General features: G+C 71.6%; 26 protein-coding genes. 19 read left to right on the top strand and 7 right to left on the bottom strand.

The annotated features are described in order from the left end of the window. Positions 1-705: 705 nt before the first annotated feature. Positions 706-1,191, top strand: a complete 486-nt coding sequence (locus U8525_RS23000; RefSeq protein ID WP_374268435.1) for a hypothetical protein — start codon at positions 706-708, stop codon at positions 1,189-1,191. A gap of 9 nt (positions 1,192-1,200) precedes the next feature. Here the strand turns inward: U8525_RS23000 and U8525_RS23005 are convergent, their stop codons facing one another. Beyond that, positions 1,201-1,536 carry a PilZ domain-containing protein gene (locus U8525_RS23005; protein WP_374268436.1) on the bottom strand — a complete coding sequence of 112 codons (336 nt, stop codon included), beginning with the start codon at positions 1,534-1,536 and terminating at the stop codon, positions 1,201-1,203. 127 nt (positions 1,537-1,663) lie between these two features. Here U8525_RS23005 and U8525_RS23010 point away from each other — a divergent pair, with 127 nt between their 5' ends. Further along, positions 1,664-2,185: a GreA/GreB family elongation factor gene (locus U8525_RS23010; protein ID WP_374268437.1), complete on the top strand. Its 522-nt coding sequence runs from the start codon at positions 1,664-1,666 to the stop codon at positions 2,183-2,185. A 7-nt stretch (positions 2,186-2,192) separates the two neighbouring features. On the opposite strand, the gene U8525_RS23015 is transcribed toward U8525_RS23010, so the two are convergent. Then, positions 2,193-2,900: a class I SAM-dependent methyltransferase gene (locus U8525_RS23015; RefSeq protein WP_374268438.1), complete on the bottom strand. Its 708-nt coding sequence runs from the start codon at positions 2,898-2,900 to the stop codon at positions 2,193-2,195. Positions 2,901-3,025: 125 nt separating this feature from the next. Between U8525_RS23015 and U8525_RS23020 the strand changes: the two genes are divergently transcribed. From U8525_RS23020 to U8525_RS23040, 5 genes are all read left to right on the top strand, one after another. Further along, positions 3,026-3,511: a hypothetical protein gene (locus tag U8525_RS23020; RefSeq protein ID WP_374268439.1), complete on the top strand. Its 486-nt coding sequence runs from the start codon at positions 3,026-3,028 to the stop codon at positions 3,509-3,511. A gap of 157 nt (positions 3,512-3,668) precedes the next feature. Beyond that, positions 3,669-4,394, top strand: coding sequence for an SDR family oxidoreductase (locus tag U8525_RS23025; protein WP_374268440.1), 726 nt, complete (start codon positions 3,669-3,671; stop codon positions 4,392-4,394). Next, positions 4,391-5,182, top strand: a complete 792-nt coding sequence (locus tag U8525_RS23030) for a dihydroneopterin aldolase (protein WP_374268441.1) — start codon at positions 4,391-4,393, stop codon at positions 5,180-5,182. Before U8525_RS23025 ends, U8525_RS23030 begins: the two co-directional genes overlap by 4 nt. 76 nt (positions 5,183-5,258) lie before the next feature. Continuing rightward, positions 5,259-6,005 carry a queuosine precursor transporter gene (locus tag U8525_RS23035; RefSeq protein ID WP_374268442.1) on the top strand — a complete coding sequence of 249 codons (747 nt, stop codon included), beginning with the start codon at positions 5,259-5,261 and terminating at the stop codon, positions 6,003-6,005. A gap of 33 nt (positions 6,006-6,038) precedes the next feature. Then, positions 6,039-6,281 carry a hypothetical protein gene (locus U8525_RS23040; protein WP_374268443.1) on the top strand — a complete coding sequence of 81 codons (243 nt, stop codon included), beginning with the start codon at positions 6,039-6,041 and terminating at the stop codon, positions 6,279-6,281. A gap of 49 nt (positions 6,282-6,330) precedes the next feature. Here the strand turns inward: U8525_RS23040 and U8525_RS23045 are convergent, their stop codons facing one another. Beyond that, positions 6,331-8,940, bottom strand: coding sequence for a DUF3656 domain-containing protein (locus U8525_RS23045; RefSeq protein WP_374268444.1), 2,610 nt, complete (start codon positions 8,938-8,940; stop codon positions 6,331-6,333). Between the two features lie 281 nt (positions 8,941-9,221). On the opposite strand from U8525_RS23045, the gene U8525_RS23050 reads away from it, so the two are divergent. The 5 genes from U8525_RS23050 (at position 9,222) to U8525_RS23070 (ending at position 16,678) form a co-directional block, all read left to right on the top strand. Continuing rightward, positions 9,222-10,349, top strand: a complete 1,128-nt coding sequence (locus U8525_RS23050; RefSeq protein ID WP_374268445.1) for a heparan-alpha-glucosaminide N-acetyltransferase domain-containing protein — start codon at positions 9,222-9,224, stop codon at positions 10,347-10,349. A gap of 83 nt (positions 10,350-10,432) precedes the next feature. Beyond that, positions 10,433-10,711: a glutaredoxin 3 gene (gene grxC, locus U8525_RS23055; RefSeq protein WP_374268446.1), complete on the top strand. Its 279-nt coding sequence runs from the start codon at positions 10,433-10,435 to the stop codon at positions 10,709-10,711. 376 nt (positions 10,712-11,087) lie between these two features. Continuing rightward, positions 11,088-12,755, top strand: coding sequence for a nitrous oxide reductase family maturation protein NosD (locus U8525_RS23060; RefSeq protein WP_374268447.1), 1,668 nt, complete (start codon positions 11,088-11,090; stop codon positions 12,753-12,755). Between the two features lie 52 nt (positions 12,756-12,807). Further along, on the top strand, positions 12,808-14,766 hold the full coding sequence (locus U8525_RS23065) for a PAS domain S-box protein (protein WP_374268448.1): 1,959 nt from the start codon (positions 12,808-12,810) through the stop codon (positions 14,764-14,766). After that, positions 14,756-16,678, top strand: coding sequence for an ATP-binding protein (locus tag U8525_RS23070; RefSeq protein WP_374268449.1), 1,923 nt, complete (start codon positions 14,756-14,758; stop codon positions 16,676-16,678). Before U8525_RS23065 ends, U8525_RS23070 begins: the two co-directional genes overlap by 11 nt. Before the next feature lie 24 nt (positions 16,679-16,702). On the opposite strand, the gene U8525_RS23075 is transcribed toward U8525_RS23070, so the two are convergent. Then, complete coding sequence (locus tag U8525_RS23075; RefSeq protein WP_374268450.1) at positions 16,703-17,557, bottom strand: hypothetical protein; 855 nt, start codon at positions 17,555-17,557, stop codon at positions 16,703-16,705. A gap of 314 nt (positions 17,558-17,871) precedes the next feature. Between U8525_RS23075 and U8525_RS23080 the strand changes: the two genes are divergently transcribed. From U8525_RS23080 to U8525_RS23095, 4 genes are all read left to right on the top strand, one after another. Then, a complete protein-coding gene (locus tag U8525_RS23080) occupies positions 17,872-18,609 on the top strand; it encodes a MotA/TolQ/ExbB proton channel family protein (RefSeq protein WP_374268451.1) in 738 nt (245 codons plus the stop codon). Positions 18,610-18,771: 162 nt separating this feature from the next. Further along, positions 18,772-19,260: a biopolymer transporter ExbD gene (locus tag U8525_RS23085; protein ID WP_206787329.1), complete on the top strand. Its 489-nt coding sequence runs from the start codon at positions 18,772-18,774 to the stop codon at positions 19,258-19,260. 18 nt (positions 19,261-19,278) lie between these two features. Beyond that, on the top strand, positions 19,279-19,857 hold the full coding sequence (locus U8525_RS23090) for a biopolymer transporter ExbD (protein WP_120602762.1): 579 nt from the start codon (positions 19,279-19,281) through the stop codon (positions 19,855-19,857). Positions 19,858-19,972: 115 nt separating this feature from the next. Continuing rightward, a complete protein-coding gene (locus U8525_RS23095) occupies positions 19,973-20,632 on the top strand; it encodes an HAD family hydrolase (protein WP_374268452.1) in 660 nt (219 codons plus the stop codon). A 67-nt stretch (positions 20,633-20,699) separates the two neighbouring features. Here the strand turns inward: U8525_RS23095 and U8525_RS23100 are convergent, their stop codons facing one another. After that, entirely contained in the window at positions 20,700-21,776 is a 1,077-nt protein-coding gene (locus U8525_RS23100; protein ID WP_374268453.1) for a fatty acid desaturase, read from the bottom strand. A gap of 416 nt (positions 21,777-22,192) precedes the next feature. Between U8525_RS23100 and U8525_RS23105 the strand changes: the two genes are divergently transcribed. Further along, positions 22,193-22,399, top strand: a complete 207-nt coding sequence (locus tag U8525_RS23105; protein ID WP_374268454.1) for a cold-shock protein — start codon at positions 22,193-22,195, stop codon at positions 22,397-22,399. A gap of 95 nt (positions 22,400-22,494) precedes the next feature. Continuing rightward, positions 22,495-22,686: a hypothetical protein gene (locus U8525_RS23110; protein ID WP_374268455.1), complete on the top strand. Its 192-nt coding sequence runs from the start codon at positions 22,495-22,497 to the stop codon at positions 22,684-22,686. A 112-nt stretch (positions 22,687-22,798) separates the two neighbouring features. On the opposite strand, the gene U8525_RS23115 is transcribed toward U8525_RS23110, so the two are convergent. After that, on the bottom strand, positions 22,799-23,020 hold the full coding sequence (locus U8525_RS23115) for a hypothetical protein (protein WP_374268456.1): 222 nt from the start codon (positions 23,018-23,020) through the stop codon (positions 22,799-22,801). Positions 23,021-23,229: 209 nt separating this feature from the next. On the opposite strand from U8525_RS23115, the gene U8525_RS23120 reads away from it, so the two are divergent. Then, positions 23,230-25,722, top strand: coding sequence for an ATP-binding protein (locus U8525_RS23120; RefSeq protein ID WP_374268457.1), 2,493 nt, complete (start codon positions 23,230-23,232; stop codon positions 25,720-25,722). A gap of 7 nt (positions 25,723-25,729) precedes the next feature. Here the strand turns inward: U8525_RS23120 and U8525_RS23125 are convergent, their stop codons facing one another. Beyond that, complete coding sequence (locus U8525_RS23125) at positions 25,730-26,320, bottom strand: YqaA family protein (protein ID WP_374268458.1); 591 nt, start codon at positions 26,318-26,320, stop codon at positions 25,730-25,732. Between the last annotated feature and the right edge of the window lie 80 nt (positions 26,321-26,400).

The raw sequence follows: 26,400 nt of genomic DNA on the forward strand, positions 1-26,400 counted from the left end.
GCGGCTGGCGGCCCCGCAGAGGGCGCCGATGAACAGGCCGATGGCGTTCAGGAGGGTCCAGTTCCACCAGCCCAGGCCGTAGAAGAGGCGCTCGGAGCCCACGCTGAAGACGTTGTAGGCCACGAAGAACACCGCGGGCACCCCCACGGCGGCGACGAGCGCGGCGGCCAGGGCCCGGCGGGGCCGCCCCGCGTGGAAGCCGCCGAAGGTGCCGGCCAGCAGGCCGTTGAACAGCGGGATGAAGAACGTGACGGCGCTGATGAGCACCATCGTCAGCACGCTGACGTCGAACCGGTTGTGCTTCCAGAAGATCCGGCTCTCCTCCACGCGCGTGTCGGGCGGGAGGCTCGCGTATTCGACCTGTTCATTCCTCAGCGGGAAGCGCTCGCCCGGACTCGCGACGCGTTCCGACTCCTCCGTATAGGTCTCACTCATGGAGCATGGGCCTCCGTTCGGGCGGGGGGAAGGACGTGCCCGGACACCTGGGAGATGGTGCTGGAAGCGGGCGGGTGGAAGGGCCGAGGGCCTCGCCGGTCCCCGAGGAGGAGGGCGCTGGTTCTGCCTGCCCGCCGGGAATTTCCGCCACCGGGCGTGAGGGCGGGTGCCATACGCGGGGACCATGGCACACCGGGGACTTGGCGTCCGGTGGCTGGCGGCTATGCTGCCGCGCCTCCGCAGTACCGCTTCCCAGCCCGGATGGATTCCATGAGCCTTCGCCGCAACCTGTTGACCGTCGCCCTCCTCTCCTCCGCGCTGCTGTCCGCCTGCGCGCTGCGCCCGCGCTACAACGACATCGTGCAGGCGAACGGCGCGACCGCCCTCCAGGAGAACCAGCTCGTGGTGCTGCGCGTGACGGACGCCGAGACGGGCCAGCCGGTGAAGGGCGCCAAGATCCTGGGCGGCGAGTACCGCAACCACCTCAACTCCGTCAGCGACGAGAACGGCGAGTTCTCCCTCCAGCTCGACCCGGGCTTGGTGAAGGAGAACCCGCTGGTGGAGGTCGTGCTGCCCAAGGGCGTGAGCCGCTACAAGCTCCAGGTGGTGCCCTCCGGTCAGGCCCCCGCGCCCGAAGGCGCCCCCATCACCGCCCCGGCCGAGCCCGCCCCGGAGTCGTCCGCCACGCCCGCGACGCCCGGCGCGCCGTCGGAGACCCCGGCCGAGCCCACCCCCGACACGGCCACCAGCAAGTAGGTCCGGACCTCAGGTGAACCAGCGGATCAGGCGCCTGCCCTGCGCGCGCCTGAACGCCCCCAGCCGCCGCTGGAAGTCCTCGCCGATGGTGACGAAGCGCACGCCGCAGCGCCCCCGCGTGCGCTCCCCAGCGGAGCGGCGGGCCCACATGACCCGGGCCTGGAAGGGGACCTCCTCGTCCCCCAGCAGCAGCGCGCCTTCCAGGAGATCGCCCGCCTTCATCGGCTGGAGCATCTCCGCGCAGAAGCCGCTCTCCGAAACATCCCGCGTGTAGAGCGGCAGCATGCCGCGCAGACGGACGGCCAGGCGATGCTCGAAGCGAGGCACGGCTCGGGGGAGGTGCATGTCCCGGGATTCTGTCCAATTCCGACCAAGTAGTAAAATTGCACCTGCGGAGAACAGGCGGGCAGGCGGACCCCACGTGCAAGGCCCGGGAAACGTTGAGAAATTTCCCGGGAGGAGGGAGCGGGCCATGTCGAAGGCATTCACCAAGGAAGACGGGGGCGGCGACGAGGGGCTCACGCCCGCGCGTCCGCGTTCGACGTCGGCGGAGCAGCGCTACATCACGCCGGAGGGCTACCGCGCGCTCCAGGAGGAGCTCCAGGAGCTTCAGGGTCCCGTGCCGCGGGACTGGCCGGAGCTGGAGGCGGGCGTGCGCAAGCGCGAGCGGGAGCGCCGGGCGCGCGAGCTCACCGCCATCCTGGAGGACGTGCGGGTGGTGACGCCGGAGCCCTCGCAGGCGGGCCGCGTCTTCTTCGGGGCGTGGGTGGTGCTGGAGGACGAGGACGGCGCGCGCATGCGCTACCGCATCGTCGGTCCGGATGAGGCGGACGTGAAGGCGGGGCGGTTGAGCGTGGAGTCCCCGCTGGCGCGCGCGCTCCTGGGCAAGGAGGCCGGCGAGTCCGTGCAGGTGGAGCGTCCGCGCGGCACGGTCGAATACGAGCTCCTCGCGGTGGAGTACGCGGAGTCCGAAGGCGCCACGGCCGCGCCGTGAGGCCGCGTCAGCGCTTGGTGGCGATGACGGTGACGAGCCGGCCGAAGGGCTCCGGCATGTCGCCCTCGCGCACCTCCACGTCGAACCCCGCCGCCTCCAGCAGCGCGCGGGCGCGGGGCACGAGGAACGTCAGGTAGTACATGACGAACGGCGGCTTCCAGAGCGCGTTTCGCACGCGCATCGCCGCGTTGAAGCCCTTCGCCACCCAGTAGCCGGGGTTCAGCGCGGACGGCGGCTGCGCGGTGACGAAGACGAAGCGGCCCCCGGGCTTCAGCGCCCGCGCGATGCCCGCGACGAGGCGGGGCTCGTCCTCCTCCAGGATGTGTCCGAAGGCGCCGAAGCTGGTCACCAGGTCGAACGCCGCGTCGAAGGGCAGCGCCAGCGCGTCCCCGCGCACGAAGTCGAGCGCCGCGCTCCCCGGCGCATCCGCGAGCCGCCGCCGCGCCTCGTCCAGCATGCCCTGGCTCAGGTCGAAGCCGACGACGCGCTCGCGGCACAGGGGGCGCAGCACGCGCATCGCGGCGCCGGTGCCGCAGCACACGTCCAGGGCGCTGCCCACGGGGCCCACGTGCGCGAGCGCGGCCTTGAGCACCGGATCCGGCGTGCGGAACGGCGTGTGCTCGAACTTGGGCGCGAGCAGGTCGTAGCCGTGCTCGACGGAGGTGAGGGCCTGCCGGGCCAGCTCGCGGAAGGTGGGGCCGTCGCGGTGGAACATGGAGCGAGGTGTACCCACATCCCTCCGGTCCCGCCACCGGGGTCGGGCGAGCGCCGACGGGATTTGAATGTTCCGGCGGGGGCCCCGTCAGTCAGGACAAGCAACCTGGACGGAGGATGGAAGACATGGCTTTCAAGCTCGGACTCGCGACCCTGGCCTTCGGTGCACTGCTGCTCGGCTCCTCCACGTCGTTCGCGGCGGACTGGCGCGGCCCGACCCGGGCGGATGCGCAGTGGGGCGGGCAGCGGTACCAGGGGGGCTGGGACTCCGTGCCGCAGGGCCAGGCGTTCCGCTACGTCGATGACGACGAGAAGACGCGCCGCTTCATGGGCTGCCGCGGCCCGAACTGCAACCACGGCCCCATGCCGCGCCCGGTGGACGCGCGCGGCCGCTACGAGCTGCAGACGGTGGAGCGCTGGGTGCCCGCGCGCTACGAGCAGGTCTGGATCCCCGAGCAGTGCGTGGCGCGGGGGCGCCACGGCCGCGCGGTGCGCTGCACGCCGGGCCACTACGACCAGCGCTATGTGGCGGGCGGCTACCAGGCGGTGACGGAGTGGGTCTGGGTGCCGTACGGCGGGCGCCGCTGGCAGACGGTGGTCTACTACCCGTAGCGAGCACGAGGCGCTGGGACGAACGACGCAGCGGGGAAGCAGGGGAACAACGCGGGGCGGTGCCTGGAGTGGGGTCTCCAGGTGTCGCCCCGCGGTGTTTCGTGGATGAAGGCGCCGGGTGCCTTTCGCGGGCGGGCCTGTTAGGCAGGGCCCGCATATGGGGACCGCATTCATCACGGGCGCGGGCGTGCGCGTTGGAAGCGCGGTGGCGCGAGCGCTCGGCCGCGCCGGCTACGACCTGGCGCTTCACGCGAACCATTCCATGGCGTCGCTGGAGGCGCTGGCGCACGAGCTGCGAGCGCTGGGCCGCGCCGTCGCGCTCTACCGCGGCGACCTCTCCGACCCGCGCGCGGTGGACGCGCTGGGCGCTCGGGTCCGCGAGGCGCACCCCGCGCTGGACGTGGTCGTCCACAACGCGGGGCTCTACGAGCGGGTGGCCTTCGCGGACGTGACGCGCGAGCAGTACCGCCGCATGCTCGCGGTGAACGTGGACGCGCCCTTCTTCCTCACGCAGGCGCTGCTGCCGTCGCTGCGCGCGGGGAGGGACCCGCTGGTGGTGCACCTCACCGACATCGGCGGGGAGCGGGCGGTGAGCCACTACGCGCACTACTCGGTGAGCAAGGCGGCGCTCGTGATGCTGACGCGCGCGCTGGCGGTGGAGCTGGCGCCGCACGTGCGCGTCAACGCCATCTCGCCGGGGGTGGTGGCGTTCCCGGAGCACTTCGACGAGGCCGCGCGGCGGGACGTGCTCCAGCGCGTGCCCATGGGGCGCGAGGGCCGCGTGGAGGACGTGGCGCGCACCGTGGTGTTCCTCGCGCGAGAGGCGCCGTACCTCACCGGACAGGTCATCGCCGTGGATGGCGGAAGGAGCGCGCAGCTGTGAGCCAGGAGCCGGCGTGGATCCACCCCGTGGTCACCGACGCGCAGGGCCGTCCGCTGGACGTGATGGAGCTGCGCGGGCTCACGGTGGACGTCATCGTGGGCGTCTACAACCGCGAGCGCGTGAAGCCGCAGCCCCTGCGCCTGGACGTGGCGCTCTTCCTGGACGCGAGACAGGCGGCGGTGGGCGGAAGGCTGGCGAACACCGTGCACTACGGGCGGCTGGCCGGTGAGCTGCGCTTCCTCTTGGATGCGTGCCGCTTCGAGCTGCTGGAGTCCGCGGCGGAGGCCGTGTGCCGCTACCTGCTGGCGCCGCCCACGGACGCCGCGCCGCACGCGCCCCTGTACGCCGCCACGGTGCGGGTCACCAAGCCGGAGGCGCTGACGGGCTGGGCCATCCCGTCGCTCCAGGTGCACCGGACCGCCGAGGAGATGGTGTACCGCGCGGAGGCGAAGCCCTTCGGCCACGTGGACGTCATCCACGAGGGCGCGACCTACGGCGTGTACCGGCTGCGGGTGGAGCCGGGCGGGGGCATCCCGCCGCGCGCGGACGGGCACACGGAGGGCATGGAGCTGGTGCTGGGCGCGGGGATGCTGCTGGAGGGCCAGCCGGTGGGGCGGGGGATGGCGTTCAACGGCCCGGGCGTCTTCGGCCACCGCTACGACAACCCGACGGCCACCGAGCAGACCGTGCTGGGCGTGTACCGGCCACGGCTGGTGCTCCTCGATGGAGGCGGCGCTGGGGAGCTGACGCCCGTGGGGGCGGGCACGCTGTATTACCTGCCCGAGTAGGTCCCGGCCTGCCAAGCGACGGGGGAGGGCGGGTGTGCTAGCTGTAGAGGCGCCTCGTTCGTGAAGGACGCATCGGATGACCCTGGACCGGCGGATTCAGCTCTTCGTGGTGCTCGCGGGGGTGTTCATCACCTCGCTGGTGGTCGGCGACATCATCGGGGTGAAGCTGTTCGAGGTGCACCTGGGCCCGGTGGTGGCGGTGATGTCCGCGGGCATGCTGCCGTTCCCGGTGACGTTCCTGCTGACGGACATCCTCAACGAGTTCTATGGCAAGAGGGTCGCGCGGCTCGTGACGTGGGTGGGCTTCTTCATGGCCATCTTCACGTTCGTGATCATCGCGCTGGCGGGGCAGATTCCGTGGGCGCCGATGACGGAGGCGAAGGACTACAACGGGACGGTGGCGGCGTCGTTCAACAACGTGTTCGGCGGCTCGCAGCGCATCCTGATGGCGTCGATGGTGGCGTACCTGGTGGCGCAGTTCCTGGACATCTCGGTCTTCAACCTGCTGAAGCGCGTGACGAACAACCGGATGCTGTGGCTGCGCGCCACGGGCTCCACGGTGGTGTCGCAGCTCATCGACACGGTGGTGGTGCAGTTCGTCGCCTGGACGGGCGTGCTGCCGCAGAACGTCATCTTCCGGATCATCTTCACCTCGTACGCGGTGAAGCTGCTGGTGGCCATCGGGCTGACGCCGCTCGTCTACCTGGGGCACACGCTGGTGGAGCGCAAGCTGGGCATCGCGCCGGTGGTGCTGGGCGAGGACGGTGAGCCGGTGAACCTCGTGACCCCCCAATCCGAGCCCCCATCCGCGGCCACGGCCTGACCGCGGTAGACTGCGGGGACGGGAGGGTGCCCCATGCAGTTCACGCTCGCGGATGTGTGCGGACCCCCACCGCCCTCGGTGGGCTTCTTCTACGCGCTCTGGCTCTCGCCGGTGGTGGTGTTCCTGCTGCTGCGATGGTTGCGGCGCGGACCTCGCGATGCGCACGACGTCCTGGGTTGGAAGTGGTTCGCCGCGATGACGCTGCTGTTCGTCCTCCTGCGCTTGAAGTGGCTGCGAAGCCCCTCCTCCAAGTGGGACGTGCTCCACATCGCCTGAACGAACAGAGGGGCAGGGCTCGAAGCAGGAGCCCTGCTCACGCCGCGCCTCAGCGCGCGTTCACCGCCGGGTGCTTGAGCACCTGCATCGTGCCGCGCGTGACGCCGAACCGCTCGTGCACCGCCGCGCGCTTCACCGCCTCCGCGGGCGCCAGCCGGCCCGCGAGCAGCTCCTGATACGCGCCCAGCACCCGGGCTGCCTCCTCGCGCGTCTCGCGCACGAACTCCACGCGGAAGCGCCGCACGCCGCGCTCCAGCAGGCGGGGCACCAGCGACGCCGCGCTCTGCGCCTGCGCGTTGAACACCGTGTTGCGGCAGCCCACGTCCACGATGACCGGGTGCTCCAGGCCCAGCCGGTCCTTCAGCGCGATGGCGTGCTGCTCACACGGCCGCCCGCAGGTCTTGTAGTCGCGCCCGTTGGACAGCGTGTGCGAATACACGCAGTGCTCCGTGTGGAACGTGGCGATGTGGTGGTGCAGCGCCACCGCGAACCGGTGCGCCGGCGCCTGCTCCAGCAGCGCGAACAGCTGCTCCGAGTCCAGGTCGTGCGACACCGTCAGCGTGTCCAGCCCCAACCCCAACAGGTGCGCCGCCGTCAGCGAGTTCGTGACGTTCAGCGAGAAGTCCCCGTGCAGCACCGGCCGCGACGCCCCCGCCGGCTGCTCCAGGAAGTGCATCATCGCGCCCCAGTGGCGCACCAGCACCGCGTCCGGCCGCAGCCGGTCCAGGCGCGTGTCGTAGCCCTCCTCGCCCGGCTTCTGCACCCGCACCGTGGCGATGGTGACGCGCAGCCCCGCCGCGCGCGCCCGCTCCACCGCCTTCTGGAGCCCCACCAGCTCCATCCAGTCCAGCTCCACCTCGCGCAGGCCCGCGGCGATGACCGCCTCCAACTGCGCGTCGTCGCGGCACAAGGGCAGCAGCCGGGGCGCGTCGTCCGCCGGCCGTGACGCCACCTTCGCCAGCAGCGCGTCGCGCACGTCGGACTCCACCGCCTCCTCGCGCACCGTCCGCGCGGGGCCGCGCTCCACGTCCGCCGTCAGCTCCGCCACCAGCTGCCGCCGCAGCGCCTTCAGCTCCGACACGGGCAGGTGCAGCCCCGGCGCCAGCCCGGACGCGTCCAGCTCCGCCAGATGGAACGACGTCCCGCCCAGCGCGGCCAGCTTGTCCTTGAGCAGCGCCGCGTCCACGCCCGCGCCTCGCGACGGCGCGAGCACCGTCGTGCCCACCGCCTCGCGCGTGAACCGCCCGGTGCTCATCCGCACGCGCAGCGGCGTGCCCTCCGCGCCGGACACCACCAGTGACAGCGGGATGCGGCCCTCGGGCTCACCCTGCGCGAGCAGCCCCTCCGTGCGCCTCGCGAGCGCCGGGTCACTGTTCAGCCACACGCGCTGCCCGGGCGCCACGCGGCCCAGGTCCGGCCCGGGGTGCCCGAAGCCCAGCACCCACGCGTCGCCTTCGCGCTCCACGCGGAAGATGGGGCCGCCAGGCTCGTGCTTGTCCTCCGGCGCGCCCGCGTCGAACACCACGCCCATGCCCGGACGCGGATCCACGTCCGCGGGGTCGGGCTCGCCCGTGAGCGGCGCGGACACCGTGCCCGCCGGAGCCTCCGGGCGCTCGTCGCCCAGGCCCAGCGCGCCCGTCCACGGCCGGTCGTCCGGCGCCACCAGCACGTCCTTGCCCGACACCGCCCGCACCCGGCCCAGGTACAGCCCGCGGTGCTTCGGGAAGCGCCCCTCCACCAGCGTCTGGTGGTCGGACCCCGCCAGGAACCCGTGCGAGAACCCCCGGCTGTACGACAGCGACATCTCCGCCAGGTCCTTCGCCAGCCGCGCGCCGTCGGGCCTGCCGGCCATCACGCCGTCCAGCCAGCGGCGGTAGCCCTGCACCGTGCTGGAGACGTAGGCCGGGCCCTTGAGCCGGCCCTCGATCTTCAGGCTGTGCACGCCGATGTCCGCCAGCTCCGGCACCGCGCGCACGCCCGCCAGGTCCTTGGGGCTGAGCAGGTACTTCACCTCGCCCAGGTCGCGCGTCTCGCCGTCCACCACCAGGTCGTACGGCAGCCGGCAGGACTGCGCGCACTGGCCCCGGTTCGCGGACCGGCCGCCCCAGGCCTCGCTCGTGAGGCACTGGCCGCTCCACGACATGCAGAGCGCGCCGTGGATGAAGACCTCCAGCTCGATGTCCGTCTGCGACGCCAGCCGGCGGATCTCCGCCACCGACAGCTCGCGCGGCACCACCATGCGCGTGAAGCCCAGCCCCGTGGCGAACCGCGCCCCTTCCGCGCTGGACAGCGTCATCTGCGTGGAGGCGTGCAGCTCCAACTGGGGGCACACCGCCCGCGCCAGCAGCGCCACCGCCGGGTCCTGCACGATGAGCGCGTCCACGCCGGCCTTCGCCACGCCGCGCAAGAGGTGCTCCACCACCGGCAGCTCCGGCTCGAACACCAGCGTGTTCAGCGTCACGTAGGCGCGCGCGCCGGCCCGGTGGATGAGCCCCACCGTCTCCGACAACCGGGCGAGCGAGAAGTTCTCCGCGCGCGCCCGCGCGTTGAAGCCTTCATCGAGCCCGAAGTACACGGCGTCCGCGCCACTGGCCAGGGCGGCACGCAACGACTCCAGGTCACCAGCGGGGGCGAGGATTTCGGGGCGTCGGGGAGACATGCCTCCTACCTAGCACGCCCACCCCGGCCGCTCCCGCGTTGATGCCTGCCCACCTCCCCACCGGGCGTGCACCAGACCCCGAGTGCCTTCCACGCGGGTCCATCCTGAACCCATACAGGTGTCTGGCGCGACAAGGACTCCCATGGGAAGGGGAGCCAGGTGGAGTGTTTGTCTTTGCGGTTCGGGGTGATATTCCAGGTCTCCGGCGCGCAGGGCAGGCACCCGCTCGAGGGGGGAGGGATGTCAACCACGCCGCGCGCCTTCTTCCGAAAGGATCTCCCATGCAGCGCGAGCAGGTGTCGGGGGCGCGCTCCGCCCCTGGGCGGCTGGAAGCGGTGGATGCCATGCGGGGCACGGTGATGCTGCTCGTGTTCCTGTCGCACTTCGCGGATGCGTATCTCTATCCACTGGGCGGCGAGGCCGCGCACCTGCGCGAGCGGATGAACCTGCTGACGATGATGGCCACGCCCGGCTTCATGGTCATCAGCGGGCTGATGCTGGGGCTCCTGCACGCGCGCAGCCGGGACTTCGGCCCGCTGCGCGCGCGGCTCCAGCGCCGGGGCCTGTTCCTGCTCACCGCGGGCCACCTGCTCATCGTGCCCACCTGCCGCTTCTGGGCGGACGAACCCCACTACCTGCTGCGCATCCTGCCGGTGACGGACACCATCGGGCTGGCGCTGCTCGTGGGGCCCTGGGTGGTGACGCGGCTCGGCGGTCGGGCCCGCGCGGCGCTGGGCCTGGGGCTGTTCGCGCTGAGCTGGGCGGTGAGCCTGGCCTGGTGGCCGGAGTCGGTGGTGGCGCGCACGCTCAAGGAGCTCCTCTTCGGTCAGCGCGAGCTGTCCGTGCTGCTCTCCAGCTTCCCCGTGGCGCCGTGGCTGGGCGTGTACCTGGTGGGCAGCATGTTCGGCGAGTGGCTGGGCACGTGGGGCCGCGCGGACGTCAAGGGCGTGGGGCGGCGCTTCGAAGCCGCGGGCCTGGGCATCGCCATGGGCGGCGCGGCGCTGGTGGTGCTGCACATCGCGGTGCACCACTCGTGGCACGGCGCGGGCTTCGACACGCTGATGGCGCTCACGTCGCTGGCGCAGAAGTACCCGCCAGGGCCCGCCTACGTGGCGCTGTATGGCGGCACGGTGCTCGCGCTGCTGGGGCTCCTGATGCGCGCCGAGCAGGCCGGCTATCTGTCGCGCTACCTGCGCGCGGCGAGCGTCATCGGCCGGCACTCGCTGCTCGCGTTCGTGCTCCAGTTCTACGTGTACTACGTGGGCCTGTACCTCCTGCGCGTGCACTACACGCCGCTGTGGCCGCTGCTGTTCGTGCTCACCGCCGCGCTCCAGTGGGGCGCCCTGTACGCGTGGGACCTGCGCGGCCGCGCGCGGGAGGCCACCGCGCGCCTGCCCGTGGCTCGCTGAGGGAAGCGGGCAGGGGAGCGAGCGCCTCGCGGCGGGTGTCGGACCGCGGCGCGAGTCCCCACCCTTCGACCCAGGAGGTCGTGATGCTCGAGGTCGTCGTCTACATGAAGCGGACCTGTCCCTATTCGCGGCAGGCCATCGCGCTGCTCAACGAGAAGGGCTGCGAGTTCCAGAAGGTGGATGTCGCCGCGGACGAGGTGCGGCACGAGGAGATGATGCGGCGCTGCGGCAGCCAGACGGTGCCGCAGATCTTCATCGGAGGCCGCCATATCGGTGGCTGCGATGACCTGTATGACCTGGAGGCGCGCGGGCAACTGGACGCACTCCTCGGCCGGGAGACCCGGGACTCCGCCGCTCCCTGAAGCCGCCATCCGTCGTCGTCCTCATGCCGTGTTCCTCGTTCCGGGGGACACGGCCCTCGTGTTTCCAGGGCACCCGCGTCGTCCCTCCGGACAAGTGCCGGAGCGGGCCTGGTGGTGGAACTTGTCGAGCCCTGGGGACGGGGCCTCCCGGTGGGAGCCTTGAAGCCCGTCCTGCGCGCGGTGCCCACCCTCCGGCACATTCGCGGGTCCCTGTCGCCAGGCCCCAACCGCGCGGATTCACACTCCTGCCCGCCTGCCCGGCGACCCGGCGTCGGCGCCGCTCAGGGCTGACGGGGAATGCACGGCCCGCACGCCTTCGTTGCCGGCCGACCTCGCGAGCGCACCTCCGCGCCGTGAACCCCTACGAGGAGTCCCCATGCGCTTCCACCTGACCCTGACGACCATCGTCTGTGCCACCGGGATGCTTGCTGGCACCGTCGGCTGTACCGGCGAGGTCGGGCCCGCGCCCGCGACAGCCACGCCGCCGGACACGTCCAGGCCGCCCATCGTCATCTCCCCGCGTCCCCAGCCGCCCGCCGACGCGGGCACGAGCACCGGCGAGGACGGCGGCGTCGCCACGGACGGAGGTCTCGGCACCCCCACGGACCCGGCGGAGCCACCACCCACCGAGCCACGGGAGCCCGAGCCACCGCCGCCCGCCGAGCCGAGATATTCGCGCGTGCTCTGGGTGTCCCCCAGCGGCAACGACTCCGCGGCGGGCACGGAGGGGCTGCCCCTGCGCACGGTGGCGCGCGCGGTGTCGCTGGTGAGGCCCGGGGAGGCGGTGTTCCTCCAGTCCGGCACGTGGCGGGAACACGTGGAGCTGAAGGAGCGGCAGGGCACGGCGGAGCAGCCGCTGACGCTGCGAGCCGCGCCGGGCGCCACGGCCATCCTCCAGGGCGGCGCCATTGGCAGGACGGCGCTGGTGGACGTGAGCGGCGCGTACTGGAACATCGAGGGGCTCACGGTGGACGTGGGCGGCGAGTCCACCTTCGCGGTGATGTGGCGCGGCGCGGGCGCGCACCACGGCGTGCTCCGGGACAGCACCGTGAAGAACGGCACGGAGGGCGCGGGCGTCTACGTGACGGAGCAGGCGCACGACGTCCTCATCGAGGGCAACGACATCTCCCACTTCGACAGGGGCGCGGTGGACAGCCACGGCGTCGCGGTGCAGACCTCCGCGTTCAACGTGGTGGTGCGCGGCAATGACATCCACCACAACTCCGGCGACGGCGTGCAGTGCCTGGGGCCGGAAGGCGGCGCCACCAACCCGGGCACGCCGTTCGACAACCTGCTCGTGGAGAACAACCAGCTCCACGACAACCGGGAGAACGGCGCGGACATCAAGACGTGCACCCACGTCACGCTGCGCGGCAACACCGTCTACAACCACCGCGCCGTGTCCACCTCCGCGGGCGAGGGCATCCTCATCCACATGTCCCCGACCGACGTCACGCTGGAGGACAACGTCTTCTACGCCAACGCGCGCGCCATCCAGATTGGCGGCAACCGCGAGGGCGCGCCCCCCACGCGCGTCATCCTGCGCCGCAACCTCATCCACGACGGCCTGGGGGCAGCGGATGGCGAGGAGGGCACGGGCATCCGCATCGACACATCCGTGGACGTGAAGGTGCAGCACAACACCGTGTGGAACCTGAGCGGCGCGTGCCTCATCTTCGGCACGGGCTCCACGGGCGCCAGCCAGGGCCTGGACGTGCGCAACAACATCTTCGCAGGCTGCGGCATCGCCGCGCGCGGTGGCCCGGGCCGGAGCGGCGCGGTGGTGGACGGCAACCTGTATTACCGGAGCGGCGGCGCGGCGGTGTTCCGCCTGGATGACGCCAGGATGGGCCTGGCCGACTGGCGCTCGGGGTCCGGCCTGGACAAGCGCTCCCAGGAGCGCGCGCCCGCCTTCGTCGACCCTGGCGCGGATGACTACCAGCTGTCCGCGCAGTCCCCCGCGCGCGAGGCGGGCCTGCCCCTGGGCCTGCCCTTCTGCGGCGCGGCGCCGGACCAGGGCGCCTTCGAGTCAGGCTGCCCCTGACCCCCGGGGTTGTGTAGACTCCGGGCCCCCTCGCTCCGGAGTCCTGCGCCCCGTGTCGGCCCCGTCGGAACCCGCCTTCGGCATCGTCCTGGTCCCCCCGGGGTCGGTCGCAAGAGAACCCCTGAACGCCGCCGCCGAGCGCGCGGGCCTGCGCGTGGTGGAGGACCCGGACGACGCCGCGCTGGCGCTGGTGGACCTCACCGCCCCTGGCTGCGGCCCCGCGGTGGTGGAGCTGCTCACCTCCCTCAACGGGCCGCACCTCACGCTCATCGCCGTGGTGTCCCCGGATCCACGCGGCTTCGCCGCCGTGGACACGCTGCGCCCCGCGGACATCGTCACCCACCAGGGGCTGCCGTACGAGCTCACCTGGCGCCTCCAGCGCGCCGCGGAGCGCCACCGCGAGCGCGAGGAGCAGGCCCGCAGCCAGACGGACCTGGCGCTGCTCCTGGAGCTCACCGCCGACTACGCGGAGAGCTCCGACGTGGAGGCGCTCCTGCACGGGGTGACGCGGCGCCTCGCGGAGCAACTGGACATCGCGCGCGCCACGCTGGTGATGGTGGGCGGCGGCGTGGACGAGGGCGTCATCGTCGCCGCCAGCGATGACCCGGGCATGAAGGACCTGCGCATCGACCTGGCGCGCTACCCTGAGATCCGCGAGGTGGTCCGCACCGGCAAGCCCGTGGTGATGCAGGAGGCCGCCACGCACCCGCTGCTGGGCGACACGGAGCGCCGGGCCGTGGCCGCGCGAGGCATCCACGCCATCGCCGCGCTGCCCCTGCCCATCCGCGGCCAGGTGCGCGGCGTGCTGCTCCTGCGCGCGGCCGGGCGCAGGCGGGCCTTCAGCGCGCGGGAGATCGACTTCCTCACCACGGTGGCCCACGCCACGGCGGTGGCGCTGCGGAGCGCGTCGGTGCTCCAGTCCGTGCAGACGGCGCGGCTCGCGGCGGAGGAGAAGGCCGCCTCGTTCAAGCCCTACCAGCTCTTCTTCGCCCACGTGAGCGAGGGCGTGGCCATCCTCGACGACGAGGCCGCCGTGCTGTCGCTCAACCCCGCCGGCGCGCAGATGCTGGACACGACCGCCAGCGAGGCCCGGGGCAAGCACCTCAACCAAATCACCCAGCCGGTGGACGACGGCGTCCTGATGGAGCTGGTGACGTCCGCGTCGCGCGGGGAGGCGCGCATGGGCGTGGACGTGGTGGTGCGCACGCCCGCCGGGCGGTGCCTCACGCTGTCCATGTCCGCGGCGCCGCTGCGCGACGAGGACGCGGCCACCATCCTGTCCTTCCGCGACGTGACGCACGCGCGCAAGCTGGAGGACGAGCTGCGCAACACGAAGGACTTCCTGGAGCGGCTCATCGACTCGTCGGTGGACGCCATCATCGCCGCCGACCTGAAGGGCCGCATCATCCTCTTCAACAAGGGCGCGGAGGCCATGTGCGGCTACACCGCGCAGGAGGCCCAGGAGAAGCTCACCGCGCACCTGCTCTACCCGCCCGGCGTCGCCCAGCGCATCATGGCCCAGCTGCGCGGGCCGGACATGGGCGGCAAGGGCCGGCTGTCGCTCACCCGCCAGGAGCTGATGCACCGCTCCGGCGAGCGCGTGCCCGTGAACATGACGGCCTCCATCGTCTACGAGGGCGGCCGCGAGTCCTTCACCGTGGGCATCTTCACGGACCTGCGCGACCGCGTGCAGCTGGAGCGCAAGCTGTCCGACGTGGAGACCCGGCTGGAGGAGAGCGAGAAGAACGCCGTCATCGTCGCGCTCGCCGGCACCGCCGCCCACGAGCTCAACCAGCCCCTCACCTCCGTGATGGGCTACGCGGAGCTGCTCAAGCGCAAGCTCAAGGAGGAGGACTTCGCCTGGAGGCCGGTGGACATCATCTACCGCGAGGCGGAGCGCATGGCGGAGATCGTCCGGAAGATCGGGAAGATCACCCGCTACGAGACGAAGTCGTACGTGGGGGCGCAGCAGATCCTCGACCTGGACAAGGCCAGCTCCCATGAAGAGTGAGGTCCGCGCCGTGCGCCCGTCCGGAAATCTGGCCCCCGACGCCTTCCAGGCCTTCTTCGACGCGCTCGACGAGCCCGCCGCCGTCTGCGACGCGTCCCTGCGCATCGCGGTCGTGAACCCCGCCATGCGCCGCTTCTGCGCCGAGCACGACGTCGGCGTGGACGTGGTGGCGGAGGCCCTGGCCAACGCCGTCGCGCCGGAGGACGGGCAGTCCCACGAGGTCGACCTCGTGCTCCAGAGCGGCACCTCGCTGGTGCTCACCCTGTCGCGCCGCGCGGACACCGTGGCGGTGCGCGCCCGCGTGGACACGGAGGTCATCAGCGGCCGGCTGGTGGTGGCCGAGCGGGCCCTGCTGGAGCAGGCGCGCACCGAGGGCGTGCTCCTGGACCTGGGCCGCAGCGTGGCGGAGGCCGGCGGCGAGGAGGAGCTGGTGGCCGCGGTGGCGCGCGGCGTGAAAGAGCTCTTCCCCGGCCGCGCCTTCTGCATCCGCATCGTGGACGCGCGCACCGGCGGCCTCACGTCCCTCTACGCCGAGGGGCGCCTCAAGGAGGGCGCGCACGAGCCGCTGGTCCTCTTCCAGCGCTCCGTGGAGAAGACCAACCTCACGCTGACGGCGCTGCCGCCGGGCCGGGTGACCATCTCCGAAGAGGTGCCGCTGCTCTTCCACGGCAGCACCCGCGCCGTGAGCGCGCCCCTGGTGGCGAGCGGCCAGCTCTTCGGCGCCATCAACATGGAGTACCCGGAGGGCCTGGACGCGGACCCCGCGCACGACGAGCGCGTGCTGCTCCAGCTGGCCAACCAGGTCGCCGTGGCGGTGAAGAACGCGAAGCTCATCGACGAGCTCACGTTCGTGCGCAAGTACCTGGAGGAGCTGCTGGAGAAGGCCAACGCCCTCATCCTGGTGGTGAACCGGGACAAGCAGGTGGTGGTCTTCAACCAGGCCCTCAGCGCGCTCACCGGCCTCTCCAAGGAGCAGGTGCTGGGGCGGGACCTGTCCTCGCTGGTGCCGGACAGCGAGCACCTGCGCATGGCGCCCGTGCTGGCCGCGGCCATGCGCGGCGAGTCCGTGAACAGCTTCGAGACCCGCCTCCTCACCCGCGACGGCGGCGAGGTGCGCGTGTCCTTCGCCACGTCCTCCATGCTCACCCAGCCCGGCGAGGTGGAGGGCGTCATCGCCATTGGCCAGGACGTCACGGTGGTGAAGGAGCTGGAGAAGCGCATCATCCACGCGGAGAAGCTGGCCTCCATCGGGCAGCTCGCCGCCAGCGTGGTGCACGAAATCAACAACCCCATGACGGCGGTGGCCACCTACGCGGACGCGCTCCTGCAGCGCTCGCGGATGACGCCGGGCGCGAACCCCGCGGACCAGGAGAAGCTGAAGAAGATACTGGAGAGCAGCCACCGCATCCTGCGCTTCACCCGCGACCTGGTGAGCTACGCGCGGCCCGCGCAGGACCGGCCGGAGCGCGTGTCGCTCAACGCCGTCGTGGACATGGCGGTGGGCTTCTGCGAGCACGTCGTGTCCCAGGCCCGCGTCAGCGTGCAGCGCGACTACGCCAGCGACGTGCCGCCCCTGGCCGCCGTGCGCGCCAACCTGGTGCAGGTGTTCGTCAACCTCATCACCAACGCGTGCCACGCCATGCCGCCCGGCGGGCAGGTGTACCTGACCACCGCGCAGGAGGGGACGGAGGCGGTGGTGCGCGTGCGCGACACCGGCACCGGCATCGAGGCGCGCAACCTGTCGCGCATCTTCGAGCCCTTCTTCACCACCAAGCCGGAAGGGCGCGGCACCGGCCTGGGCCTGTCCATCTGCCAGGGCATCGTGGAGAACCACGGCGGGCGCCTCACCGTGGAGAGCACGATGGGGCAGGGCACCACCTTCACGGTGCGGCTGCCCCTGGCCACGGACTGACGCGCGCGGCGCGGGGCGGCGCCCTCAGCCCTCGCCGCCCTCGTCGTCCAGCTCGCGCCGGAACTCGTCGTTCGTGAGCAGGCCCTTGCGCGCCATGATGCGCATCAGCGCCCAGAAGCGGCGCTCCAGCTCCTCCAGCCGGTCCGGCTCCTCGCGCGCCTGGCCGAAGAGGTAGTCCAGGTCGTCCAGCACGCCGCCCCCGCCGGAGGGCGCCCGCGCCTTGCCCTTGTCCCCCGCGCCGCCGCGCTTGCGCTTCGCCTGCTCCTCGCGCTCGCGGATGAGGTCCGCCAGCGAGGTGCGCTGGGTCTTCTCCGCCGCGGGCAGCTCCTCGCCGACGATGACCTCCTCGTCGTCCTCCTCCTCCACCGGCCGCGCGGGCGCCGGCGCCGCTCTCGCGGGCGGCCGCGCCGGGGCGGGGCGGGGGCCCGTGGCCACGGGGACCTTGTGGTAGTAGCGCAGGATGGCGCCGCGCACCGCGGACAGCGCCGTCACCCGGCCGCTGACCTTCAGGCCGCTGGTGAACTCGATCTCCTCGATGGCGGTGATGTTCAGCGGGTCCGCCATGGCCACCACCAGCTGCCGCTTGCCGCCCACGTTCTCCAGCGCGTAGGGGAACAGGTCGTGCTGCTCGCAGAAGCGCGCGCGCAGCAGGTGCACCGCCGCCCAGTCCGGGGTGATCGCCGCCAGGTCCACCTGCGGCATCCCCAGCGCCTCGCTGAGCGCCTGGGCCAGCGTGGCCTCCGTGATGGCGCCCTGCCCGATGAGCGTCACCCCCAGCCGCAGCCGCGTCTGTCGCTGCGCCGCGAGCCCCGCCTCCAACTGCTCGGGGGTGATCGCCCCGCGCTCCACCAGCAGCTCGCCAATTCGCTTCCTGGCCATGGTTTTCCCGCCTAACACGTGACTCCAAGGGGCCCAAATCGCTGGCACGCCCGTTGCGCAGGCCGCGAAAAAGGGCCTGTCCTGTGCCCTGTGGAGCGACTTGGCAAGCCGCGCGCCAACGCAAAATTCCTGTGAGATTTCAGTAACTAACGCTGAGGGTGCCTGCCTTGACACGCCTGGGAGCGGTTCCTAGACTCGGCGCCACCGTGATCCAAAATTCCTGCCGCTGACCTGGGTGGATGTCCACCCGGCCGGTCGCAGTGCGGAACGGCTCGCAAGCGTGTGCCGCGCCGCTCATCTGGAGGCTTTCCGTGATGAACCTGGGGTTCGTAGCCAATCTGTCCGTCCTCGCCAACGCCGGCGGAAGCAATGAGACCTTCCTGCAGGAGCTGGGGCGCCGCTGGGAGTCCGGTCAGGCCGGTATGTACCCCATCGCGGTCTGTCTGGTGGTGGCGCTGTCCATCATCATCGAGCGCAGCATCGTCCTGTTCGGCAAGGCCTCCATCAACAAGGAAGGCTTCCTGCGCGGGCTGAAGAAGCACATCTACGCGGGCGACCTGGACAAGGCCATCAACTACGTGGCCGGCCAGAAGAACACGCCGCTGACCAACGTCATCAAGGCCGGCCTGATGAACGTGCCGAAGGGCCAGGAGGAGGTCCAGGCGGCGCTCGACGAGGCCAGCCTGCGTGAGACGCCGCGCCTGGAGGCGCGCACGGGCTACCTGGCGATGCTCGGCAACGCGGCGATGCTCGCGGGCCTCCTGGGGACGGTGAACGGCCTCATCACCTGCTTCGAGGCGGTGGCGAACGTGAACCCGGCCGACAAGGCGACCATCCTGGCGAACGGCATCTCGGAAGCCATGAACTGCACGGGCTTCGGTCTGCTCACGGCCATCCCGGCGCTCATCGCCTTCTCCGTGCTGATGGGCCGCACCCAGAACCTCATCAACGACATCAACGAGACCAGCGTCTCCGTGCTGAACCTCATCGTGGCCAACCGCGACAAGTTCAAGAACCTGAACATCCCGGCCTCCGCCCACGCCGAGGAGTAGCCCTCCTCGACGCGGTCGTTGGGGGTCGTGGAACCGGCGGTGCTGGCGCGTTGTCTGGAGGCTCCGAGGCAGAAGGAGCACCAAGCGGCGCGCCAGCCTTCGCAGTCTTCTTGAAACGTCGTTCGTGCGCGAAGAGCGCGGTAGGGCAGGGAGGTAGTCGCCATGGCCGGCGGAATGGACCTGGGCACCGGCGGAAAGGGTGGCAAGAAGCCGCTCGACACCGCCATCAACATGGTGCCCTTCATCGACCTGATGGCAGTGACCATCAGCTTCCTCATCATGACGGCGGTCTGGACCCAGATTGGCCGTCTCCAGGTGTCGCAGGCCGGCGGGGCCTCCACGGACGAGCAGCAGGAGGAGGAGAAGACCAAGACGGTCCAGCTCACCCTCCTGGTGTCCGCCACGGAGATGCGCCTCACCGCCGACCAGAGCGCCTTCGACCCCATTCCCCTCACCCGGGATGACAAGGGCCGGCCGGACCTGACCAAGCTGGTGGCGCGCTTCAAGGAGTTGAAGGCGCAGCTGCCGGACCAGTCCGCCATCACCCTTCAGACCGAGGACGCGGTCCGTTACGAGGACCTGGTCCGCATCATCGACGAGTGCATCGGCTCCGGGCTGCCCCAGGTGTCGGTCTCCGCGGCGATGGGCTAACAGGAGTCAGCGAACGCCATGGGCATCAAGGTTCCCGGTAAGCGGTACGGCAAGCGGCTGGAGCACTCCAAGGTCTTCGGCCACGGCGGTCACGGCAAGAAGAACGGCAACGCGGACCTGCTCATCACCCCGCTCGTCGACATGTTCGTCATCATCGTGCTCTTCCTCATCGCGAACTTCTCCGCGACGGGCGAGGTGCTGATGATGACCAAGGACATCGTCCTTCCCGAAGCGGTCAACGTGAAGGAAGTGGAGATGCACCCGGTGGTGATGGTGTCCAACGACCAGGTCAGCGTGTCGGGCACCATCGTGGGCCGGGTGGAGGACCTCACCAAGGACGAGTACCTCAACATCCCCGCGCTGGAGGAGAAGCTGCGGGACATGAAGAAGCAGTTCGAGGACCTGCACTCCATGGCCGGCGGTGGTGAAGCCTTCAAGGGCGACGTGAACATCCAGGCCAACAAGGACGTCCAGTTCAAGGTCATCAAGCGGGTGATGTTCAGCTGCGCCACGGCCGGCTACAACAACATCAACTTCGCCGTCATCCAGGCCGGTGGCGCCGCGGCCGGTGAGAAGACCGCCGCCGCCACTCCGTAACAACCGCTTCGCGGCGGACCCCGGCTGGTTCCGGGGTCCGCGCGCTACAAGAGACGCCCTGACCCCGCATGGGTCGGGGCGTTCGCGTTTTTTCAAGGAAGGGGCTTCCGCCGTCATGCGCCTGCGCGCCGTGCTCTTCGACCTGGATGGGACGCTGGTGGACTCGCTGGGGGACATCGCCACGGCGATGAACCACGCGCTCGCGCGGCACGGCCTGCCGCCGCACCCGGAGGCCGCGTACCTGCGCTTCGTGGGGGAGGGCGTGGCGAAGCTGGCGGAGCGGGCCACGGGCGGCGCGCCCCCCGAGCTCCAGGGGCAGGTGCTGGCCACCTACCACGCCTATTACGAAGACCACCTGTTCGACCGGACGCGCGCCTACCCGGGCGTGGAGGACGCGCTCGTGGAGCTGGCGGCGGACGGCGTGCGCCTGGGCGTGCTCAGCAACAAGTCCGACGACTTCGTGAAGCGGCTGGCGGCGCGGCTCCTGCCCCGGGTGACGTTCACGGCGGTGTACGGCGAGCGGCCGGGCATCCCGCGCAAGCCGGACCCCACCGCGGCGCTGGCCCTGGCGGCGGAGCTGGGCGTGGCGCCGGACGCGTGCGGCTTCGTGGGGGACACCTCCGTGGACATGGACACGGCGAGGGCCGCGGGCATGTACGGCGTGGGCGTCACCTGGGGCTTCCGCACGGCGGAGGAGCTGCACGCGCACGGGGCGCGCGCGGTGGTGTCCTCGGCGGGCGAGCTCCTGGCCGCGCTCCGGAGCGCGGGCGCCTGAAAAAGCAGCAGGGGCCGCCTCCCCTCCCTGGAGAGGCCGGCCCCTGGGGCTTCGGGCGCGCGGTGGCTCAGGCCGCGACGGCGAGCTTCGGCTTGGCGGCTTCCGCGACGGGGGCCACGGCGGGCGGGCGGCCCAGCAGCTTGAGCATCCGGTAGTGCGACGCCACGGCGCTCCGGAAGGTCTCCGCCTCCAGGTAGGGCAGGCCGTGCTCGTGGGCGGTGGCCTTCACGATCTCGCTCAGGGCCGGGTAGTGGATGCTGCACACCTTGGGGAACAGGTGGTGCTCCACCTGGAAGTTGAGGCCGCCCACGTACCAGCTCAGCAGGCGGTTCTTGCGGGCGAAGTTCGCGGTGGTGCGCAGCTGGTGCACCATCCACGCGTCCTCCACCTTGCCGTCCGTGTCCGGCACGGGGAACTCCGCGTCCTCCACCACGTGGGCCAGCTGGAAGACGATGCCCAGGATGAAGCCGGCCGTCAGGTGCATGGCCAGCTGCCCCAGCACGAACTGCCACCAGGTGACGTCCAGCACCAGCCACGGAATCACCAGCGTCCAGCCGTAGTACACGGCCTTCATCACCAGCAGGCGGGCCCACTCCGAGCGCGCGTGCTTCTTGCCCTTGTAGGGGCCCAGGTCCTTCTGGAGGAAGTACTTGTAGTCCTTGGCGAACACCCAGAAGACCGTGGTCAGCGAGTACGCCGCGAAGGCGTACAGGTGCTGGAAGCGGTGGTACCCCTTCCACTCGCTGTACGGCGACAGCCGCAGCTGCGGGCTCACCGTCAGGTCCTCGTCCATGCCCTGGATGTTGGTGTACGTGTGGTGCAGGACGTTGTGGGTGATGCGCCACATGTAGCTGTTCGCGCCAATCAGGTCGAACGCGAAGCCCACCACCGTGTTCACCCGGGCGTCGTCGCTGTAGGAGCCGTGCACGCCGTCATGGCCGATGCAGAAGCCGATGCCCGCGATGGCCACGCCCATCAGCACCGCCAGACCCAGCATGCCCCAGGCGCCGAAGCGCCCGCTCAGCAGCAGCCCGTAGACCCCGGCCGTGAAGCCCATGATGGCCAGCGCCTTCACGTACATGGCCTTGTTGGCCCGCTGCGAGAGGTTCCGGGTCTCGAAGTACTCGGAGACGCGTCGCTTCAAGTCCTCCGCGAAGGAGGCATCGCGCTGGCCAAAGGTCACACGGGTCGGGTTTGTCACTGGGATGGACGCCTCACGGGAGGGGGACGGCGGAGGTGGAACGGGACAGGCGGAGCCCACGATAGGACACGTCCAGGCGGAAGTGTTCAGGGCCGGAAACTATTCCAGAACACCGCCGCCCCCGAAATCTGTTACCTCCTGGCTGCCTGGAGCGTCAGCCAGCGTGAAATGCTCCGCCCCGAGAAGGCGTTTCACCGCAAGATCGAGGTTGTTACCTTCGACGGCGTGAGGAAGGGCGGGAGTGGTTCCCGCCTCGACTTCATGCCTGTTCAGGGCTAAGGCGCGGTCTTCGCCCCAAAGTCACGGGGCGGGCAGCCGGGCGCTCTCGCCGGGCTGTCTGTGGGACAAGGAAGCAGATCATGGCAAGTGGTACGGTGAAGTGGTTCAATGATGCGAAGGGCTTCGGGTTCATCACGCAGGACAGCGGAGGCCCGGACGTCTTCTGCCACCACACGGCGATCCAGACCGATGGGTTCCGCACCCTGGCCGAGGGCCAGAAGGTCGAATTCGACGTGAAGAAGGGCCCCAAGGGCCTGCAGGCGGAGAACGTCCGCCCGGTCGGCTGAGCCCGACGGGCTCGGCTGCTCTTCATGCATCCAGGAGGTCCGGCCCTTCCGGGGTCGGGCCTCTTTTTCGCAGAAACGTTTCCCCCGGAGGTTCCATGCAGGGAAGGTCCACCAAGCGGCAGAAGGAACTGGCGCGCGCGCAGAAGCAGCGGGAGAAGGACGCCAGGAAGGCCGAGCGCAAGAACGAGAAGGATAACCGCCCGACCCGGCTGCCGGGCGAAGAGGATCCCGACATCGCCGGCATCGTCCCGGGCCCGCAGCCGCTGCCCGAGGAATTCAACACCTGAGGCGGCTTGAAATGACACCGCCCCGGCCCATGCGGGCACCGGGGCGGCGGTGGGCGAGGGGCCTCGGCGGCCCCTTTTTCATGTCCGTGCTTCCAGGCCCGGGGCCGCGGGACTAGCCCATGCCGTATCTCAGGCGCTCCTTGTCCTCCGCGCGGTTGTAGGCGGTGGCCGCGGCGATGATGTGGCACACCCAGCCGAGGAGGCCGCCGGTGCCCAGCCAGAAGCCGGGCGTGATGATGAGCCAGAAGACGCCGCGCAGGATGTCACCGTTGTAGATCTGCCCCACGCCGGGGATGAAGAACGACAGCAGCGCAGCAAGACCGGGACGCGACATGGATTCGTTCCTCCTTGCCCCGCTCTACGGTCCCGGAGGGCGTCCATTGCATCCCCTGCCGGACAGCGCCTGCCTGCCTGCCGCGCCTGCCGGCGGATGGGGTGCAAGGCCCTGCCGTCCCCGCTAGCATGACGCATGTTCCTCCGGCCCTGGTGTCACGGCCCGGCAGGACGGGGGGAGTCATCATCCAAGGTCGTCCTCAGGCCCGTGTGGCGGCGTTCCCGGTCCGGGGCCTCGTGGAGGTCCTCGCGCTGGCGGGGGTGTACCTGCTGGCCGCGCGGGTGGCGCTGTCGCTGGCCGCGGAGAAGAGCCACATCTGTCCCGTCTGGCTGCCGTCGGGCGTGGCCCTGGGCGGGCTGCTGCTCCTGGGCGTGTCGCGCTGGCCCGCGGTGGCGCTGGGCGCGGGCGCGGTGGCGTACGCCATGGACGTCACGCCGGGCGTGGGGCTGTCCGTCGTGCTGGGCTCCACGCTGGAGGCGGCGCTGCCGGCGCTGCTCTTCCGGCGGATGCAGGGCGCGCGGGAGCTGCACCGCGTGCGAGACGTGGTGTGGCTGGGCGCGGGCGCGGGGGTGGGGGCGCTGCTGGGCGCGGGGGTGGGCACGCTGGGGCTCGTGCTGGGCGGGGTGGTCCCCGCCGGGGCCTGGGGCCCCTCCGGCTGGCTGTGGTGGATGGCGGACCTGCTGGGGATGCTGCTGGTGACGCCGGTGCTGCTGCTGCGCAGGCCCCGGCGCGCGGAGCGCTCCTGGGAGGCGCTGCTGGTCGCGGCGCTGACGGCGGCGGTGTGCGTGGGCGTCTTCGCCTTCCCGAGGCCGGGCTCCGGCGCGGCGCACGCGATGACGTTCCTGCTCTTCCCGCTGATGGCCTGGGCGGCGCTGGGCTTCGGGCTGCGGGGCGCGGCGCTGACCTCGCTCTTCATCGCGCTGGCGGCCATCGCCGGCACGGCGCGGGAGCTGGGCCCGTTCTTCACGGCGGACCTGCCGCACCGGGGGCTGGTGGTGCTGCAGCTCTTCATCGGCATCACCGCGCTGACGGGCCTGCTGCTCGCGGCGGCGCGCGCGGAGCGCCGCCAGGCGGTGGAGCTGCTGGAGCTGCTGGCCACCACGGTGCGCGCGGTGCACGAGGGCGTGCTCATCTGCGAGGTGCGCGAGTCGGGCGGGCTGCACACCGTCTTCGCCAACGAGGCCCTGTGCGCGCTGGTGGGCCGGCGGCGCGAGGAGCTCGTCGGGGCGGCGCCCGGGGAGCTGCTGGCGTCCGGCGACGGCGGGGACCGGCAGCGGCTGCTGGAGGCGCTGCGCGAGGGGCGCTCGCTGCGCGCGGAGGTGGCGCTGACGCGGCCGGACGGCACGCGGGTGTGGAGCGAGATGCAGCTGTCCCCGGTGCGCGCCCACGGCCAGGCCGTGACGCACTTCGTGGCGACCCACCGCGACGTCACCGCGACCAAGGAGTTGCAGGCGCGGCTGGTGGCCGCCGAGCGCGTGGCCGCCGTGGGCACCCTGGCCGCGGGCGTGGGCCATGAAATCAACAACCCGCTGGCCTACCTGGCGCTGAACCTGGAGGCCGCGCGCAAGGCCCTGGCGGCGGAGGAGGCCCAGGCCCCGCGGGGCGTGCGCGACGCGCTCACGAGCGTGCGCGAGGCCCAGGAGGGCGCGGAGCGCATCCGCCTCATCGTGAAGGACCTGCAGGTGTTCAGCCGCGAGGGCTCGCCGGAGCGCGGCCTGGTGGACCTGAACGCGCTGGTGCCGCCCGCGGTGCGCGTGGTGCTGCACGCCCTGCGCCCGCGGGCCCGGCTGGTGGAGGACTTCGGGCCGGTGCCGCTCGTGCTGGGCAGCGAGGCGCGGCTGGGGCAGGTGCTGCTCAACCTGCTGGTGAACGCCATGCAGGCCATCCCGGAAGGGGACCCCGGCCGGCACGAGGTGCGCGTGCGCACCGGCACGGACGTGTCCGGCCACGCGCGCGTGGAGGTGGAGGACACCGGCGCCGGCATCCCGCCGGAGATCCTGCCGCGCATCTTCGACCCGTTCTTCACCACCAAGGGCAGCGACGAGGGCACCGGCCTGGGGCTCGCCATCTGTCAGCAGATCGTCCGCACGCACGGGGGCGAGCTGCGCGTGCACAGCGTGCCGGGCCAGGGCGCCACCTTCACGCTGCTCCTGCCGCCCGCGCCCGTGCAGAGCGCGAGGCGCCCGCCCTCGTCGCCGTCGCTGCACGCCGTGGCGGCCGCCGTGGAGGCGCCACCGGAGCCTCGACCGGAGCCTCCACGGCCTGTGAGCGCGGCCCCCGGGCGCAGGGGCCGGGTGCTCATCGTGGACGACGAGCCCCGCCTGGCGCAGTCCATGCGCCTGCTGCTGGAGCCCGCCCACGAGGTCGTCACCGCCACGCGCGGCGAGGACGCGCTGGCGAGGGTGGCCGCGGGCGAGGCCTTCGACGTGGTGCTGTGTGACCTGCAGATGCCGGGCATGGACGGCATCGAGGTGTACCAGCGGCTCCAGGAGGAGGCGCCCGCGCTGGCGTCGCGGGTGGTGTTCATCTCCGGTGGAGCGTCGTCGCCGGAGGCGCGCGCGTTCATGGAGACGGTGGCCCACCGGGTGCTGGAGAAGCCGGTGCGCCCGGACGTGCTCCTGGCCACGGTGGAGGCGGTGCTGGAGGGCGCCCCCCCGGAGCCGGCGGCGCGCGGCGCGGTGGGCGGCACGCGCCGCGGCTAGGCTTGCGTCAGACGCGCAGCCACTTGCGAGCGGTGGGGCCGAAGAAGCGCACCACGCCCCCCACCAGGAAGAAGCGCACCGACCGGCCGATGACGGACGCCAGCAGGAAGCGCTCCAGCGGCACCGACACCAGGCCGCTGCCGATGGCGACGATCTTGAACGGCGTGGGCAGGATGGAGCACAGGAGCGCCAGCACCCAGAAGTTCCGCCCCAGCAGCTCGCCCACCGTGCCGGACACGCCGAAGCGGTCCACGCGCACGTCCAGGTCGATGTGCAGCAACTGCGTGATGCCCTCGCCCACGAAGGCCCCCAGCCCGTAGCCGATGAGGCCGCCCACGAGGCTCGCCAGGGTGCCCAGCAGGCAGTAGCGCACCCACTTCTTCGGCTGGGCGAGCACCATGGGCACCAGCACGGCGAAGGGCGGGATGGGGAAGATGGAGCCATCCACCACCGACACCGTCATCATCGTGGCGAGCGCGTGCGGGGTGGAGGCGGCGGACTCCACGCGCAGGTACAGCCGGCGGTACCAGGACAGCTTCGGGGCGTCAGCGGCCGGCGCGGCCGGGGAGGTCTGGGGGGAAGGCTCGGTGGAAGACATTCGGGGGCGCACCCTAGCGGAACCCGGGGCCCTTGCCACCGGGCCGCCGGGCCCGGATGCCTGCCTGATTGGAATGCGCC

It is taken from the genome of Corallococcus sp. RDP092CA (assembly GCF_041903675.1).
In the GTDB taxonomy this organism is placed as follows: domain Bacteria; phylum Myxococcota; class Myxococcia; order Myxococcales; family Myxococcaceae; genus Corallococcus.

Coding starts and splice junctions, on each gene's coding strand:
- U8525_RS23075 (WP_374268450.1), bottom strand. CDS start 17,557: ATGGCCAGGAAGCGAATTGGCGAGCTGCTGGTGGAGCGCGGGGCGATC.
- U8525_RS23115 (WP_374268456.1), bottom strand. CDS start 23,020: ATGTCGCGTCCCGGTCTTGCTGCGCTGCTGTCGTTCTTCATCCCCGGC.
- U8525_RS23090 (WP_120602762.1), top strand. CDS start 19,279: ATGGGCATCAAGGTTCCCGGTAAGCGGTACGGCAAGCGGCTGGAGCAC.
- U8525_RS23035 (WP_374268442.1), top strand. CDS start 5,259: ATGACCCTGGACCGGCGGATTCAGCTCTTCGTGGTGCTCGCGGGGGTG.
- U8525_RS23000 (WP_374268435.1), top strand. CDS start 706: ATGAGCCTTCGCCGCAACCTGTTGACCGTCGCCCTCCTCTCCTCCGCG.
- U8525_RS23095 (WP_374268452.1), top strand. CDS start 19,973: ATGCGCCTGCGCGCCGTGCTCTTCGACCTGGATGGGACGCTGGTGGAC.
- U8525_RS23105 (WP_374268454.1), top strand. CDS start 22,193: ATGGCAAGTGGTACGGTGAAGTGGTTCAATGATGCGAAGGGCTTCGGG.
- U8525_RS23005 (WP_374268436.1), bottom strand. CDS start 1,536: ATGCACCTCCCCCGAGCCGTGCCTCGCTTCGAGCATCGCCTGGCCGTC.
- U8525_RS23010 (WP_374268437.1), top strand. CDS start 1,664: ATGTCGAAGGCATTCACCAAGGAAGACGGGGGCGGCGACGAGGGGCTC.
- U8525_RS23015 (WP_374268438.1), bottom strand. CDS start 2,900: ATGTTCCACCGCGACGGCCCCACCTTCCGCGAGCTGGCCCGGCAGGCC.
- U8525_RS23020 (WP_374268439.1), top strand. CDS start 3,026: ATGGCTTTCAAGCTCGGACTCGCGACCCTGGCCTTCGGTGCACTGCTG.
- U8525_RS23045 (WP_374268444.1), bottom strand. CDS start 8,940: ATGTCTCCCCGACGCCCCGAAATCCTCGCCCCCGCTGGTGACCTGGAG.
- U8525_RS23125 (WP_374268458.1), bottom strand. CDS start 26,320: ATGTCTTCCACCGAGCCTTCCCCCCAGACCTCCCCGGCCGCGCCGGCC.
- U8525_RS23050 (WP_374268445.1), top strand. CDS start 9,222: ATGCAGCGCGAGCAGGTGTCGGGGGCGCGCTCCGCCCCTGGGCGGCTG.
- U8525_RS23080 (WP_374268451.1), top strand. CDS start 17,872: ATGAACCTGGGGTTCGTAGCCAATCTGTCCGTCCTCGCCAACGCCGGC.
- U8525_RS23025 (WP_374268440.1), top strand. CDS start 3,669: ATGGGGACCGCATTCATCACGGGCGCGGGCGTGCGCGTTGGAAGCGCG.
- U8525_RS23070 (WP_374268449.1), top strand. CDS start 14,756: ATGAAGAGTGAGGTCCGCGCCGTGCGCCCGTCCGGAAATCTGGCCCCC.
- U8525_RS23060 (WP_374268447.1), top strand. CDS start 11,088: ATGCGCTTCCACCTGACCCTGACGACCATCGTCTGTGCCACCGGGATG.
- U8525_RS23085 (WP_206787329.1), top strand. CDS start 18,772: ATGGCCGGCGGAATGGACCTGGGCACCGGCGGAAAGGGTGGCAAGAAG.
- U8525_RS23110 (WP_374268455.1), top strand. CDS start 22,495: ATGCAGGGAAGGTCCACCAAGCGGCAGAAGGAACTGGCGCGCGCGCAG.
- U8525_RS23040 (WP_374268443.1), top strand. CDS start 6,039: ATGCAGTTCACGCTCGCGGATGTGTGCGGACCCCCACCGCCCTCGGTG.
- grxC (WP_374268446.1), top strand. CDS start 10,433: ATGCTCGAGGTCGTCGTCTACATGAAGCGGACCTGTCCCTATTCGCGG.